This window comes from Segatella copri (assembly GCF_009494395.1).
In the GTDB taxonomy this organism is placed as follows: domain Bacteria; phylum Bacteroidota; class Bacteroidia; order Bacteroidales; family Bacteroidaceae; genus Prevotella.
Window position 1 is genome coordinate 15499 of record NZ_VZCB01000022.1, and the last position, 15556, is coordinate 31054.

10 protein-coding genes are annotated in these 15556 nt (G+C 46.2%); 7 read left to right on the forward strand and 3 right to left on the reverse strand.

The features are described 5' to 3' along the window. Positions 1 to 86: 86 nt before the first annotated feature. The 3 genes from uvrC to mnmG all read right to left on the reverse strand — a co-directional run bounded on the left by uvrC (position 87) and on the right by mnmG (position 4743). The gene (uvrC, locus tag F7D73_RS02795) at positions 87 to 1934 is read right to left on the reverse strand and encodes an excinuclease ABC subunit UvrC (RefSeq protein WP_153122190.1); all 1848 of its coding nucleotides are present in this window, start codon (positions 1932 to 1934) and stop codon (positions 87 to 89) included. Between the two features lie 112 nt (positions 1935 to 2046). Then, positions 2047 to 2577 (reverse strand): adenine phosphoribosyltransferase, encoded by a 531-nt coding sequence (locus tag F7D73_RS02800; RefSeq protein ID WP_153122191.1) that lies wholly within the window; start codon positions 2575 to 2577, stop codon positions 2047 to 2049. Between the two features lie 294 nt (positions 2578 to 2871). Beyond that, complete coding sequence (mnmG, locus tag F7D73_RS02805; protein ID WP_153122192.1) at positions 2872 to 4743, reverse strand: tRNA uridine-5-carboxymethylaminomethyl(34) synthesis enzyme MnmG; 1872 nt, start codon at positions 4741 to 4743, stop codon at positions 2872 to 2874. Positions 4744 to 4965: 222 nt separating this feature from the next. Between mnmG and F7D73_RS02810 the strand changes: the two genes are divergently transcribed. The 7 genes from F7D73_RS02810 (at position 4966) to F7D73_RS02840 (ending at position 15475) form a co-directional block, all read left to right on the forward strand. Beyond that, positions 4966 to 5649, forward strand: a complete 684-nt coding sequence (locus F7D73_RS02810; RefSeq protein WP_153122193.1) for a succinate dehydrogenase/fumarate reductase cytochrome b subunit — start codon at positions 4966 to 4968, stop codon at positions 5647 to 5649. A gap of 32 nt (positions 5650 to 5681) precedes the next feature. Beyond that, positions 5682 to 7664, forward strand: a complete 1983-nt coding sequence (locus F7D73_RS02815; RefSeq protein WP_153122194.1) for a fumarate reductase/succinate dehydrogenase flavoprotein subunit — start codon at positions 5682 to 5684, stop codon at positions 7662 to 7664. A gap of 15 nt (positions 7665 to 7679) precedes the next feature. Beyond that, the gene (locus tag F7D73_RS02820) at positions 7680 to 8438 is read left to right on the forward strand and encodes a succinate dehydrogenase/fumarate reductase iron-sulfur subunit (RefSeq protein WP_022120108.1); all 759 of its coding nucleotides are present in this window, start codon (positions 7680 to 7682) and stop codon (positions 8436 to 8438) included. 687 nt (positions 8439 to 9125) lie between these two features. Further along, positions 9126 to 10631, forward strand: a complete 1506-nt coding sequence (locus F7D73_RS02825) for a THUMP-like domain-containing protein (protein WP_153122195.1) — start codon at positions 9126 to 9128, stop codon at positions 10629 to 10631. Between the two features lie 33 nt (positions 10632 to 10664). Then, complete coding sequence (locus tag F7D73_RS02830) at positions 10665 to 12002, forward strand: acetylxylan esterase (protein ID WP_437182284.1); 1338 nt, start codon at positions 10665 to 10667, stop codon at positions 12000 to 12002. Positions 12003 to 12214: 212 nt separating this feature from the next. Further along, complete coding sequence (locus F7D73_RS02835) at positions 12215 to 13366, forward strand: N-acetyltransferase (RefSeq protein WP_153122196.1); 1152 nt, start codon at positions 12215 to 12217, stop codon at positions 13364 to 13366. Positions 13367 to 13585: 219 nt separating this feature from the next. Next, positions 13586 to 15475, forward strand: coding sequence for a DNA topoisomerase IV subunit B (locus F7D73_RS02840; RefSeq protein WP_228117613.1), 1890 nt, complete (start codon positions 13586 to 13588; stop codon positions 15473 to 15475). Positions 15476 to 15556 lie beyond the last annotated feature (81 nt).

A 15556-nucleotide genomic window follows, 5' to 3' on the forward strand; every position in this document is an offset into this window, starting at 1 on the left:
TATGAATAGCATTTTGCGGAATTCAGGGTTCTGTTCAATCCTTATTATATTATTATCTTATAGATTCAACTGCAAATATACGACTTTTATTTCATATTCTCGCCTTTTTCGGCGAAATATTTCGCAAGAATTTCGGCTTTATGAGGGCCTAATACCTCGGTAAGTTGTTCCAGCGATGCTTCTTTTATCTTTTTCACGCTCTTAAACTTGCTCAGGAGCGCCTCTTTTGCCTTAGGACCGATGCCTTTGATATCGTCTAGTTCCGAATGCAGAGCGTGCTTGCTTCGCTTTTCGCGATGGAAGGTGATGGCGTATCTATGTACCTCGTCCTGTATCTGCGTCAATACCTTGAAAAGCTCGCTTTCTGGTGGTAGAGCGATGGTTTGTGGCGGAAAACCGTAGAGAAGTTCGTTGGTGCGATGGCGGTCATCCTTGGCAAGACCTGCGATAGGGATTTCCAGGTGCAGTTCGTCTTCTATCACCTCTCTTACCACCTCCATCTGCCCCTTGCCACCATCGGTGATGATGAGGTCTGGCAGGGGAGTTTCTTCCTCTATCATGCGGCTGTATCTTCGTCTTACCACCTCCTGCATCGAAGCATAATCATCCGGTCCTTCCACCGTCTTGATGTTGTATTTTCTATAGTCCTTTCTTGATGGTTTCATACCTTTATATACTATACATCCAGCTACGGCATCCGTGCCCGATATGTTGGAATTATCGAAGCATTCTATCTGATAAGGCAGTTTTGGCAGTTTTAGTTTTACCTGCAATTCCTTCATCAATCGGGTTTGCTTCTGTTCCGGATTGAGCTTTTCTGCCTGCTTCAAACGGTCGAATTTATACTGCTTGCAGTTCATTTCCGATAGCTCCAGAAGGTGCTTTTTGTCGCCTCTCTGCGGCACGAAGAAGGTGGCGTCTTTTAGTTTCCATTCCATCTCGAAAGGCACGATAATCTCTTTCGAAGTGGAGTGGAAACGCTCTCTGATTTCAGGTATGGCGGTAATCAGAAGCTCCTCGTCGCTCTCCTCCAGCTTGCGTTTATATTCGTAGGTGAAGCTCTGGTTGATGGTGCCGTTTTTCACGTGAATATAGTTGATGAAGGCGTTCTTGTTGGCGTCATCATTCACGATGGTGAAGACATCTACGTCGGTAATGGTATGGCTTACCACCTCGCTTTTTGCCTCAAATTCGTCCAACAACTGATACTTCTTTTTGTATTCTTCGGCAACCTCAAAGCGGAGAAGTTCGGCATTTTTCATCATCAAGTCATAGAGATATTTGCCAACTTCCCGGGTGTTTCCCTTCAGAATTTCACGTGCTTGGCGCATGTTTTCCTGATATTCCTCGTAGCTTTGTTTGTTGATGCAAGGTGCTCCGCAGTTATGAATATGATACTCTAAACAGGGTTTATATTTGCCTTCAGCAACGCCTTGTTTTGTGATGGGAAAGCGGCATGTGCGTGGTTTGTAGAGCTTTTTGATGACCTCTAAAACTGCATACATGCTGCCTATATGAGGGTAAGGACCGAAGAATGTTCCCACCTTTTTATTGATATGGCGAGTCTTGAAAATGCGAGGAAAATACTCGTTTGTAACGCATATAGAGGGGTAGGTTTTGCCGTCTTTCAGCAAAACATTATACCTTGGATTATACTTTTTAATAAGGCTGTTTTCCAGCAAAAGTGCATCTTCTTCGGTATTGACGACGGTGTATGAGATGTCGAAAATCTTAGAAACAAGTACCTTTGTCTTGTATCTATCTACCTCTTTATGGAAGTAGGATGACACTCTTCTCTTCAGATTTTTCGCCTTTCCCACGTATATAATCGTATGGTTTTCGTCGTAATATTGATAGCTTCCTGGCTTCTCCGGCATGCTTAAAACTATACTTTTTAGCCTTGCTAATCTTTCCTCATTTTCTTGTTTCGTCATATCTCTAAGGAGTTTTTAAGGGTAAAAGAGCGTTGCTGTTCCACGTGAAACTGCAACGCTCGTGTGTTGTTAAAGTACATTTTTGCTGCCTTAAACAGCATGTTAAATGCTTTTACAACTGTAATAGAGTAGATACTTCTACGTCGTCATCGAAGATTTTTCTGCCTTCGAAATTCTCGTTTACAAGCTCGATAATGAAGTTTGCATATACTTTTTTCGGGTGGAATTTCTTCACCAGATTGCATGCAGCCTTCATGGTTCCGCCGGTAGCGAGAAGGTCGTCGTGGAGGAGGATTACATCGTTCTCATTGATGGCATCTTCGTGGATTTCGATAGTGTCCATACCGTATTCCTTTGCGTAACTTTCCTGTACGGTTTTGCAAGGAAGTTTACCTGGCTTGCGGCATAAAACTACGCCTGCACCGAGTCGGATAGCTAGGGCAGAAGACATTACGAAACCGCGTGATTCGATACCTACGATTTTGGTAATTCCCTTATCTTTGTAGATCTCGTACATCTCGTCACAAATCTCTTTGAGAGAATCTGGATTCTTGAAAAGGGTGCTGACATCGCGGAAGTTTACACCCTTGATTGGCCAATCTGGAATGCAACGCAGATTGTCTAATAATAGCTGATTATTCATTACTTTTTTGTTTATTTATTAATACTTATTCTCTTTCTTTTTTATCTTGTTTCCTATCGTATGAAACGGGTTGTGGCTTCTTGGTCTTGTACCTCCATTTTGCCCGTTAATACGTACTGTTCTTATTCCTTTTCTTCGGTTTTATCCTCTTTTGTTTTATGAAACATAAAGTTTTACTTTAACTATAAAATACTTGATGTAACCATGTTTAATTGGCTAGATATCAAGTATTTTATGTATATTGCGTTTCACGTGGAACAATTGAGTCTGGCGCAGCTTTCTCCGTATGACTGATTATCTTCCTAGCAGTACCAGCAGTACGTTGATGTCGCTTGGAGAAACTCCTGGAATTCGACTTGCCTGAGCTAAGGTTTCCGGATCGATTCGTTCAAGCTTTTGGCGGCCTTCTGTGGAGATTTCCAGTATCTCGGAATACTTGAAGCGTCCTTTGATTTTGATGTTCTCCAGTCGGTGCATCTTGTCTGCGATGAGTCGTTCTCGATCGATGTATCCTTTGTACTTCATTTTGATTTCTGCCGCTTCTGCAATCTCTTCTTTTCGATTGGCTGGCGCATCCATCGCTGCCTTCAGGTCGGGAATAATCTCCGATAGATTTTGAAGGTTCAAGTGTGGACGAGCAACGAGGTCGATAAGTTTGCAGCCTGCTCGAAGTGGTGTTGTGCCTAGAGCCTCAAGTTTTGGATTGATCTCGTCTTTCTTGATAGGATAGTTTGCGCAGAAGTCAATGATTCTTTCGATGGCATTTTTCTTCTCCATCCACCAGTCGTAGCGGTCGCGTTTGGCAATGCCCAGCTCGTATGCTTTCTCGGTGAGTCGGGAGTCGGCATCGTCTTGTCGGAGTAGGATGCGATATTCGGCTCTTGAGGTGAACATTCTGTAAGGCTCGTCAACTCCCTTTGTTGTGAGGTCATCGATGAGTACGCCGATGTAACTTTCGTCTCGTTTCATTTCGAAAGTCTTGTCGCCAGTACAATGTAGGGCTGCGTTGATTCCAGCAACGGTGCCTTGGCCTCCAGCTTCCTCGTAACCGGTGGTTCCGTTCACCTGTCCGGCAAAGAAGAGACCCTTGATGATTTTCGACTCCAGCGAATGCTTGAGTTGGGTAGGGTCGAAGTAATCGTACTCGATGGCGTAACCTGGTCGGTAAATCTTGGCGTCTCTCAATGCTGGAATTTCATGGAGTGCCTTCAGCTGGATGTCCATCGGCATACTTGATGAAAATCCGTTCAGATACATTTCATTCGTGTCTTCGCCTTCTGGTTCCAGAAATAACGGATGCTGTTCCTTGTCTGGGAAGGTGACGAGCTTGGTCTCGATGCTTGGACAATAGCGAGGACCGGTGCTTTGAATCTGACCATTATATAAAGGAGAGTCATCGAGTCCGCTTTTCAGAATGTCGTGAACCTTCTTGTTGGTGTAACATGTCCAGCAAGGAAGTTGCTTCAGTATGCGATGATCGCACATGTATGAAAATTGATGGAAGTCGCTGTCGCCAGGTTGCTCTTCCATATCTTCAAAGTGAACGCTGCGCTTGTCGATGCGGACCGGTGTTCCTGTTTTCATTCTTGCAGTGGTGATTCCCCATCGGGTGATGCTTTCGGTGAAATGATGAACGGCAGGTTCTGCACATCTTCCACCTTCCACCATCTTTCTTCCCACGTGCATCAGTCCGTTGAGGAAAGTGCCGGCAGTAATGATGATGCTCTTGCCGTAGAACTCAGCGCCCCAGATGGTGCGCACACCGATGGCTTCTCCGTCGGCAACGAGCAACTCGTCGGCCTGGTCTTGCCAGATGTCGAGGTTGTCGGTGTGGTCGAGTATGGTTCTCCACTCCCAGATGAATTTACCTCGGTCGCATTGTGCTCTAGGACTCCATACGGCTGGTCCCTTGCCGATGTTCAGCATTCTGAACTGGATGGCGGTCTTGTCAGTGACAATACCCATCTGTCCGCCCAGTGCGTCAATCTCTCGTACAATCTGTCCCTTTGCAATGCCTCCGATGGCAGGATTGCAACTCATCTGACCAATCTTGTTCATGTCCATCGTTATCAAGCAGGTCTTGGCTCCCATGTTTGCGGAGGCAGCTGCAGCCTCGCATCCGGCGTGGCCACCACCGATAACGAGAACGTCATAATTGAATCTCATAATCTATATTTTTTCTAATTTTCGGCAAAAGTAAGAAATAAAATCGAAATTTTAGCAAAAATACTTTGATAAATCATTAAAATATAGTAATTTTGCAGCAGACTTGCGAAAATATACCTAGAAATGAGGATTGCAGAATGCCTAAAAATAGGTATTGCAGGGACGAAAAATGTGGAATATAAATTAGTTTCAAACAGTTAAATAATTAAAATTCAATCATTTATGTGGTTAATCAATTCATCTATTGGTAGAAAGGTAGTGATGTCAGTAACTGGTATCGCTCTTATTCTATTCTTGACATTCCACGGTTGCATGAATGTTGTTGCTCTCTTCTCAGGAGATGCTTACAACATGATTTGCGAATTGTTGGGTGCTAACTGGTACGCCGTAGTTGCAACTTTGGGTTTGGCAGCTTTGGCAGTTTGTCACATCGTTTACGCTTTCATCCTGACAGCACAGAACCGTCGTGCTCGCGGTAACCAGCGTTACGAGGTAACAGCAAAGCCAGAGAAAGTAGAGTGGGCTAGCCAGAACATGTTGGTGCTCGGTATCATCATCGTTCTCGGTTTGTTGCTTCACCTCTTTAACTTCTGGTACAACATGATGTTTGCAGAGCTTTTGGGTACAAGCTTCGGTCACAGCCCAGCAGACGGCTTCGCATTCATTCAGGACACCTTCGCTAACCCAGTATTCGTAGTTCTCTACATCATCTGGTTGGTAGCTCTTTGGTTCCACCTCACTCACGGTTTCTGGAGTGCTATTCAGACTCTCGGTTGGAGCGGTAAGACTTGGTTCTGCCGTTGGAAGATGATTGGTATGATTTACTCTACCATCCTGCTTCTCCTCTTCATCGTAGTTGTATTGGCATTCGCTTTCGGTTGCGCTCCATCTTTGTGCTGCGCATAATTCGTGTAATCATTTAAGTATTAAAAAAGATTATGGCAAAAACATTAAATTCTAGAATACCTGAAGGACCAGTTGCTGAGAAGTGGACCAACTATAAGGCTCATCAGCGTTTGGTTAACCCAAAGAATAAGTTAAAGCTCGACGTTATCGTTGTAGGTACAGGTTTGGCAGGTGCTTCTGCTGCTGCTTCTCTCGGCGAGATGGGCTTCAATATTTTGAACTTCTGCATCCAGGACTCTCCACGTCGTGCTCACTCTATCGCAGCACAGGGTGGTATCAATGCAGCTAAGAATTATCAGAATGATGGTGACTCTGTTTACCGTCTGTTCTACGATACTGTAAAGGGTGGTGACTACCGTGCTCGTGAGGCTAACGTTTACCGTTTGGCTGAGGTGAGCAACGACATCATCGACCAGTGTGTAGCTCAGGGCGTTCCTTTCGCTCGTGAGTACGGTGGTATGCTGGCTAACCGTTCTTTCGGTGGTGCTCAGGTATCTCGTACATTCTATGCTAAGGGTCAGACAGGTCAGCAGCTCCTCCTCGGTGCTTACTCTTCTTTGAGCCGCATGGTTGAGGCAGGTAAGGTTAAGCTCTTCACCCGTTACGAGATGGAGGATATTGTGATCGTTGACGGTCACGCTCGTGGTATCATCGCTAAGAATTTGATCACAGGTAAGTTGGAGCGTTTCTCTGCCAACGCCGTAGTTATCGCTACCGGTGGTTATGGTAACGCTTACTTCCTTTCTACAAACGCTATGGGTTGTAACTGTACAGCAGCTATCCAGTGCTACCGCAAGGGTGCTGACTTCGCTAACCCATCTTACGTTCAGATTCACCCTACATGTATCCCTGTTCACGGTACAAACCAGAGTAAGTTGACTTTGATGTCAGAGTCACTCCGTAACGATGGTCGTATCTGGGTTCCTAAGAAGATTGAGGATGCCAAGGCATTGCAGGCTGGTACAAAGAAGGGTTCTGATATTCCTGAGGAAGACCGCGACTACTACTTGGAGCGCCGTTACCCAGCATTCGGTAACCTGGTTCCTCGTGACGTGGCTTCTCGTGCAGCTAAGGAGCGTTGCGACAAGGGCTTCGGTGTCAACAACACAGGTCTTGCCGTATTCCTCGACTTCTCTGAGTCTATCAACCGTCTCGGTATCGACGTTATCCTTCAGCGTTATGGCAACCTCTTCGATATGTATGAGGAGATTACCGACGTTAACCCAGGTGAGTTGGCTAACGAGATCAACGGCGTGAAGTACTACAACCCAATGATGATCTTCCCTGCTATCCACTATACAATGGGTGGTATCTGGGTTGACTACGAGTTGATGACCACTATCCCTGGTCTCTTCGCTATTGGTGAGTGTAACTTCTCTGACCACGGTGCTAACCGTCTTGGTGCATCTGCTTTGATGCAGGGTTTGGCTGACGGTTACTTCGTATTGCCATACACTATCCAGAACTACTTGGCCGACCAGGCATTGTGGCCAAAGCTCTCTACCGATCTCCCAGAGTTCGCAGAGGCAGAGGCAGGTGTTCAGAAGGAAATCGACCGTCTGATGGGTATTCATGGCAAGCGCTCTGTAGATTCTATCCACAAGGAGTTGGGTCACATCCTTTGGGAGCACGTAGGTATGGGTCGTACCAAGGAAGGTCTTGAGGAAGGCTTGAAGAAGATGAAGGCTCTCCGCGAGGAATTCAACAAGAACCTCTTCATCCCTGGCAAGAAGGAAGGCTTGAACGTAGAGTTGGATAAGGCTATCCACTTGCGTGACTTCATCTTGATGGGCGAGTTGATCGCTTACGACGCATTGCACCGTAACGAGAGCTGTGGTGGTCACTTCCGTGAGGAGTACCAGACAGAGGAAGGCGAGGCTAAGCGTGATGATGCAAACTTCTTCTACGTAGGTTGCTGGGAGTATCAGGGCAACGATACAACTGCTCCAGTGCTCAACAAGGAACCTCTCGAGTATGAGGCAATTAAGGTACAGACAAGAAATTACAAGAATTAAAAAGCGAACAAGACAATGGCAAGAAATATAAGTTTCACAGTTAAGTATTGGAAGCAGGACGGCCCTACAGCACAGGGTCACTTCGATACACACGAGATGAAGAACATCCCAGATGATACCTCATTCCTCGAGATGCTCGACATCTTGAACGAGGAGCTCATCGAGTCAGGTCAGGAGCCTTTCGTCTTCGACCACGACTGCCGCGAGGGTATCTGCGGTATGTGCTCTCTCTATATTAATGGTACACCACACGGTAAGACAGAGCGTGGTGCTACAACATGTCAGCTCTACATGCGTCGTTTCAACGATGGTGACGTTATCACCGTTGAGCCTTGGCGTTCTGCAGGTTTCCCTATCATCAAGGACTGTATGGTAGACCGTTCAGCATTCGACAAGATCATCCAGGCAGGTGGTTACACCAGCATCCGTACAGGTCAGGCTCAGGATGCCAACGCTATCCTGATTCCTAAGGAGAATGCAGACGAGGCAATGGATTGCGCTACATGTATCGGTTGCGGTGCTTGTGTTGCTGCATGTAAGAATGGTTCTGCAATGCTCTTCGTCAGCTCAAAGGTTAGTCAGTTGGCACTTCTCCCACAGGGTCGTGTAGAGGCTGCTGCCCGTGCTAAGAAGATGATTGCACGTATGGATGAGCTCGGATTCGGTAACTGTACAAACACTCGTGCTTGCGAGGCTGTTTGTCCTAAGAACGAGTCTATCGCTAACATCGCCCGCTTGAACCGTGAGTTCTTGAAGGCTAAGTTGGCTGACTAATCCACCGTATCTCTTAAGACACCGGAATTTTCTCTCTGCATCTTTACGGATGCGAGAGAATTTTCTCAAAAACCCTTCACTCTTCACCTTTTGAGTGTAAGCGATTGAAGGATAGGCAGTTGGGTGGGTGAAGAGTTGAATTGACTCTTCACCCACCCTTCACCTTTTTATAGGACTGGAGCTTTTTGGGCTCTTTGGCTCTGTAGCTATTCCATTGTGAGTCAGCGATTTACATTTATAGGTGAAGAGTAGTGAAGAGTAGTGAAGAGTCAGCGCCACTCTTCACCTCACAAATCCCCTGTGTTTATCGGGATTTCAGGCTAAATGGTGAAGAGTGAAGAGTGAAAACGAGAGTAGGCTTTTTACGACGGAAACGTAAGCTGCCTCCGCATTTATACCTTGCATCATTCAAAAAGCAGTAACAGCTGATAAAACTAATGCTGCATCCTGAAGGTTAAGGAGTACGTTGCTCGGCAGTAAGGCTACATCCCGATTTGGTTTAGGCCTCATTCCAATTATTGCCTAGTTATGGCATCTTTTTGCCCTTTAGGAGGGCAATTTATTGCCATTGCTAGGCAATAATCCTTATGTCGTGAGAGAGCTGCAGAATACAGTAACTATCATAGTTAGATGCAGTAAATAGTAATAAATAAAGTATTATTCTATAAAGATATAAAAAGAGCATAAATGATGAACCAAGCGACTCAAGACTTTATTCGCCAGCATCAGGACGATGATGTCCGCCAGCTGGCTTTTCTCGGAAGCAAGTATCCGGAAGTAGATATGCCTTTCGCTCTCGATCAGATTCGCGGGCGAAAGATGGCTCGCGTCAAGTTGCCTCGTTGGGCAAGTCTCGAAGGCATCATCTATCCTCCTCATATTTCTATGGAGCAATGCTCCTCTGAATCTACTGCGCTTTACAAGGCAGAACTGGCTGCGAGATTGCTCGGCTTGCCAGTATCTTCATCTTCTGCAGAAAAAGAAAATGAGAGCGCAAATGAAAATGAGGTTGCAAAAGCTTCCGATTCTCATTTTTCCAAAATTCGCGAATTTGCGGGCGATAGGGCGGTTGATTCAGAATTCGCCAAAAATGGAGCCACTTCTGAAAATCAACAGATATTAACAAAACCAGGTGAGGATGTTAACGAAACAAAAGAAGATGTCTGCAAAGCAGATTTTTCAGAAGAAATCGGGTTTGTAGATTTGACTGGTGGCTTTGGAGTAGATTTCTCTTATATTGCAGCCCGGTTGGGAGTGAAGTCGATGTATGTGGAGCGTCAGGCACATCTCTGCGAGGCAGCGAAAGAGAACTTCGGGCGATTGGGCTTGAAGAACGCCATCGTGAAGAATGGGGATGGAATTGAGGTTCTTCATTCTTTTCATCCAAAGAAAAAAGATGTAGCATCAGCTGATGATTCTTTAGGCATCACTTATGACCAACCTCTGTCATTACTTAAGACCAACCTTGGTCTTAAGATAATCTTCATTGATCCTGCCCGTAGAGACGATGCGGGCAACAAGGTGGTATCTTTGAAGGATTGCACGCCCGATGTCACCGTTTTGCAGGAAGAGATGCTTTTGAAGGCTGATTACGTCATCGTCAAACTCTCTCCGATGCTCGACTGGCACCGTGCTATTAGCGAATTAAGCCACGTAAGAGAGGTTCATATCATCTCCGTGAACAATGAGTGCAAGGAGCTTCTTTTAGTGCTCTCAGCGCGAAATATGGGCAATCTCCGCATTTATTGTCTCAATGATGCCCAGTCCTTCGTCTGCGAAAAATCGGATATGGAGTCTTCTTCCGTCAAGATTGCCCCATCCACGCTTGAAGAGATGCAGTATCTTTACGAGCCGAATGCGTCGTTGATGAAAGCCGGCTGTTTCGGTGTTCTTTCCGGGCGCTATGATGCAAGGATGCTTTCCAAGAACAGTCATCTTTTCGTGAGCCGTGAACCTATCACCGCCTTCCCCGGCAGAAGTTTCCGCATCATTGCCGTATCCTCCTTTAATAAAAAGGAGTTGAAGCGTCATCTGTCAGGAATCACCAAGGCAAACATCGCTACCCGCAATTTCCCACTTTCCGTGGCAGAATTGCGCAAGCGTCTGAAGCTGAAGGATGGTGGCGAAACCTATATTTTCGCCACCACTTTGAGCGATGAGAGCCATGTGCTGGTGATTACGAATAAAAAATAGCAGAATGTGATAAATTAAACAAACTATAAAGTTATGAACAAATTAAGAACTATCTATCTGTCGTTCATGTTTATCCTGGCGATGAACATGGCGAGTGTGTTAAGTATGAAGGCGGAGAATTATCCGTATCGCTGTGACTATCTTTGGCTTACCGTGCCCGATCATGCCGACTGGCTCTATAAGACGGGCGAGCAGGCTAAGGTGGAAGTAAGTTTCTATAAGTATGGAATTCCCCGTGACGGCGAGGTGAACTATGAAATTGGCGATGACATGCTGAAGGCAGACAAGCAGGGAAGCTTCAGGTTGAAGAATGGGCGCGCCATAGTGAACATAGGAACCCGAAAGACTCCGGGCTTCCGAGATTTGAGATTATTCTATAAGCTCGATGGCAAAACCTACCAGCATCATATAAAAGTAGGATTCTCGGTAGATAAGATTCAACCTTATACCCAGGAGCCTAAGGATTTTGATGCATTCTGGCAGCAGGCAAAGGACGAACTGAAGAACGTTCCTTTGAGCTATACCAAGGAACTCGCCAAGGAATATTGTACAGATAAGATAGACTGTTATCTTGTTAAGCTTCAGATAGATAAGAAAGGCCATGCGATGTATGGCTATCTCTTCTATCCAAAGAATGCCAAGCAGGGTAGCCATCCTGTGGTTCTCACACCTCCAGGAGCCGGCATCAAAACCATCAAGGAACCTATGCGCAATAAGTATTATGCCGAGAATGGATTTATCCGCTTCGAGATAGAGATTCATGGTCTCGATCCACGTCTCCCAGCCGAAACTTTTCTGGAGATAAGCCAGGGATTCAACGATGCAAACGGCGGTTATCTTGCCAATGGATTGGAAGATAAGAACCGCTATTATATGAAGCATGTTTATCAGGGATTGGTGCGCTGCATCGACTTCCTGACCTCTCTGCCAGAGTGGGATGGTAAGAATGTGGCTGTGCAGGGCGGAAGTCAGGGTGGAGCCTTGGCTATTATCGCAGCTGGTTTAGACAAGCGCGTTACCCAGTGCGTGGCTAATCATCCTGCGCTCAGCGATATGGCTGCTTATGCCGAGAAGGGAAGAACGGGCGGTTATCCTCACTTCAATAAATATCATGAGATATTGAAGAACAAGGATTGTTTCAATACGATGGCTTATTATGACGTGGTAAACTTTGCCCGCAAGGTAACGGTTCCAACCTATCTTACCTGGGGATACAACGACAATACCTGTCCGCCAACCACCAGCTACGCCGTGTGGAATACCCTGAAATGCGAGAAGGAATCGTTGCTTACACCAATCAACGAGCATTGGACAACCACCGACACCAATCGCAAGCAGATGGAGTGGATTAAGAAGCATCTCATCAAGTAAAGACGCATCCTATCAAGAAGCATCTTTTAAAGAGGCTCTCATCAAGTGATGATTCCGCCAAAACCACCACTAATCGGGTGATATAAGCCACTTTGTGGCTCGTAATCATTCTTGAACCCCTAAAAAACTGAAAATAAAGATAGCAATATTTGGTCATTTGGCGAAATATTGCTATTTTTGCATCCTATAATATTGCAAACTAGTTTGAAATCATGTCATTAATAGAAATTAAAAAGGTCGAAAGCAAGAAGGATTTGAAGACGTTCATTGACTTTCATTACGACCTCTACGAAGGCAACGAATATGATGTGCCTAATCTTTTCAGCGACGACATGAATACTCTGAGCAAGGACAAGAACGCAGCGTTCGAGTTCTGCGAAGCTGAGTATTATCTTGCCTATAAGGACGGCAAGTTGGCAGGTCGCGTCGCTGCCATTATCAATCATAAGGCAAACAATAAATGGGGTAGGAAATCGGTCCGTTTCGGCTGGATTGATTTCATTGACGACCGCGAGGTTTCCAAGGCTCTTCTCAATGCAGTAGAAAAATATGGTAAGGAGAAGGGAATGGAAGATATTGTAGGTCCGCTGGGTTTTACCGATATGGATCCAGAAGGCATGCTTACCTGGGGCTTTGACCAGCTCGGCACAATGCCTACCATTTATAATTATTCATATTATCCGGAGCACATAGAGGCCCTGGAGGGTTTTACCATTGATAATAAGTATGTAGAGTATAAACTGATGGTGCCAGATACCATCCCGGATAAATATGCCAAGATTGCGGCGATGATAGAGAAAAGATACAATCTCCATGTCCGCAAACTTACCCGTAAGGATATTTATCAGGGCGGATTCGGACAGAAGATTTTCGACCTCATCAATGATACATACAAACATCTCTATGGTTATTCCGAACTTTCACAGAAGCAGATAGACCAGTACATCAAGATGTATCTGTCCTTGCTCGATCTGAACTTTGTGACAGCCATAGAAGACTGGACTACCGAGGATCATAAGATGATAGGTATCGGCATTACGATGCCTTCCCTTTCCAGAGCCCTGCAGAAGTGCCATAGGGGCAGGCTGTTTCCTTTTGGCTGGTGGCATCTGTTGCGTGCCATCAAGTTCCATAAGACCAAGATTGTCGACCTCCTGCTTATCGGTATCCAGCCGGAATACCGTGCAAAGGGTGCCAATGCGCTGCTCTTTGCCGACCTGATTCCTATCTATCAGAAGTATGGAATCGAGTGGGGAGAAACACAGGTGGAAATGGAAGATAATGCTGCCGTACAGGGACAATGGGGCGTCTTGGATCCAGTCCTTCACAAGCGCCGCAACTGCTATATTAAGAGTATCAAGTAAATAGTAATTGTTGTGTTGACAATTATCTGATAAACAGAATATTGCAACATCATTTGCTATGTTATAAGAAAATAAATAAGAATAACTAAGGAGGAAATCATGGCTGAAGATAAAAACTTAAATAATAACGATTTGAATGCCGCTGATGAGCTTGCCAAAGCCTCTCAGGAGCAGCAGCCGGTAGAATATACCGACGACAACATCCGACACTTGAGCGATATGGAGCATGTGCGTACCCGTCCGGGTATGTACATCGGTCGTCTGGGTGACGGTAATCTGCCGGAAGACGGAATCTACGTGCTCCTCAAGGAGGTGGTAGATAACTCTATCGACGAGTTCAAGATGGGCGCTGGAGCCAGATTGGAGATTGATATCGAAGACCATCTGCGGGTCAGCGTGCGCGACTATGGTCGTGGTATTCCTCAGGGAAAGCTCGTAGAGGCAGTAAGCGTGCTGAACACCGGAGGTAAGTATGACAGCAAGGCGTTCAAGAAGAGTGTCGGACTGAACGGTGTGGGTGTGAAGGCGGTGAATGCCCTCAGCTCTCACTTCGAGGTAAAGTCATTCCGTGACGGCAAGGTGCGCCATCTGAAGTTTGAGAAAGGTATTCTGAAAAGCGACAAGACCGAAGATACGGAGGACGAGAATGGTACCTTCATCTTCTTCGAACCGGATAATACCCTGTTCAAGAACTATTCTTTCCACGATGATTTCGTGGAGACGATGCTCCGCAACTATACTTATCTGAACACCGGACTCACCATCATGCACAATGGTCGCCGCATCCTCAGCCGTCATGGTTTGAAGGATTTGCTGACCGACAACATGACCAATGAAGGTCTCTATGAGATTGTTCACATGAAGGGCGAAGACATCGAGATCGCCTTTACCCATACCAATCAGTATGGCGAGGAGTACTATTCCTTCGTGAATGGTCAGCACACCACCCAGGGCGGTACTCATCAGAGCGCCTTCAAGGAGCATATTGCCAGAACCATCAAGGAATTCTACGGCAAGTATGAGTATGGCGACATCCGAAACGGACTGGTGGCTGCCATTGCACTGAACGTAGAGGAGCCGGTGTTCGAGAGTCAGACGAAGATTAAGCTCGGAAGTACCACAATGTCTCCGAACGGAGGCGAAACCATCAATAAGTATGTGGGCGATTTCCTGAAGAAGGAAGTAGATAACTATCTCCATATCCACAAGGATGTGGCTGAGATTCTGGAGAATAAGATCAAGGAGAGCGAGCGTGAGCGCAAGGCGATGGCTGGCGTTACCAAACTGGCGCGTGAGCGTGCCAAGAAGGCGAACCTTCACAACCGCAAGCTGCGCGATTGCCGCATCCACTTCAGCGATGCCAAGAACGAGCTGAAGGAGGCAAGTTCCATCTTCATCACCGAGGGTGATTCTGCCAGCGGAAGCATCACCAAGAGCCGCGACGTGAACACCCAGGCGGTATTCTCGCTGCGAGGAAAGCCATTAAACTGCTATGGTCTGACCAAGAAGGTGGTTTACGAGAACGAGGAGTTCAACCTGCTGCAGGCTGCCCTGGATATAGAAGACGGTTTGGACGGATTGAGATATAATAAGGTGATTGTGGCTACCGATGCCGATGTGGATGGAATGCACATCCGCCTGCTCATCATCACCTTCTTCCTGCAATTCTTCCCAGATCTCATCAAGAAGGGCCACGTGTATGTGCTCCAAACCCCATTGTTCCGAGTGCGCAACAAGCGAACCAAAATCAAGAACAAGCAGGCTGTAGCGGATGCTGATGCCAAGCTGGGACCTAAGGAGAAGAAAGGCGACTTCATTACGCATTACTGCTACAGCGATGAGGAGCGCCAGCAGGCCATCAAGGCGCTGGGTCCTGACCCGGAAATCACCCGATTCAAGGGATTGGGAGAGATTTCGCCAGAAGAGTTTGCCCATTTCATCGGTCCGGATATGCGATTGGAGCAGGTAACGCTGCACAAGACCGACCAGGTGCAGAAACTCTTGGAGTATTACATGGGTAAGAATACGATGGAACGTCAGAACTTCATCATCGACAACCTGGTGATTGAAGAGGATATTCCGGAGGAAGACTCAGCACCGTTGGATTAAATGAAGTGAAGAGTGAAGAACGAAGAGTGAAGAATTCAAGTGCTTTCGGGGGGTAACCATTGAAAAAAGCGCTGTTAACTG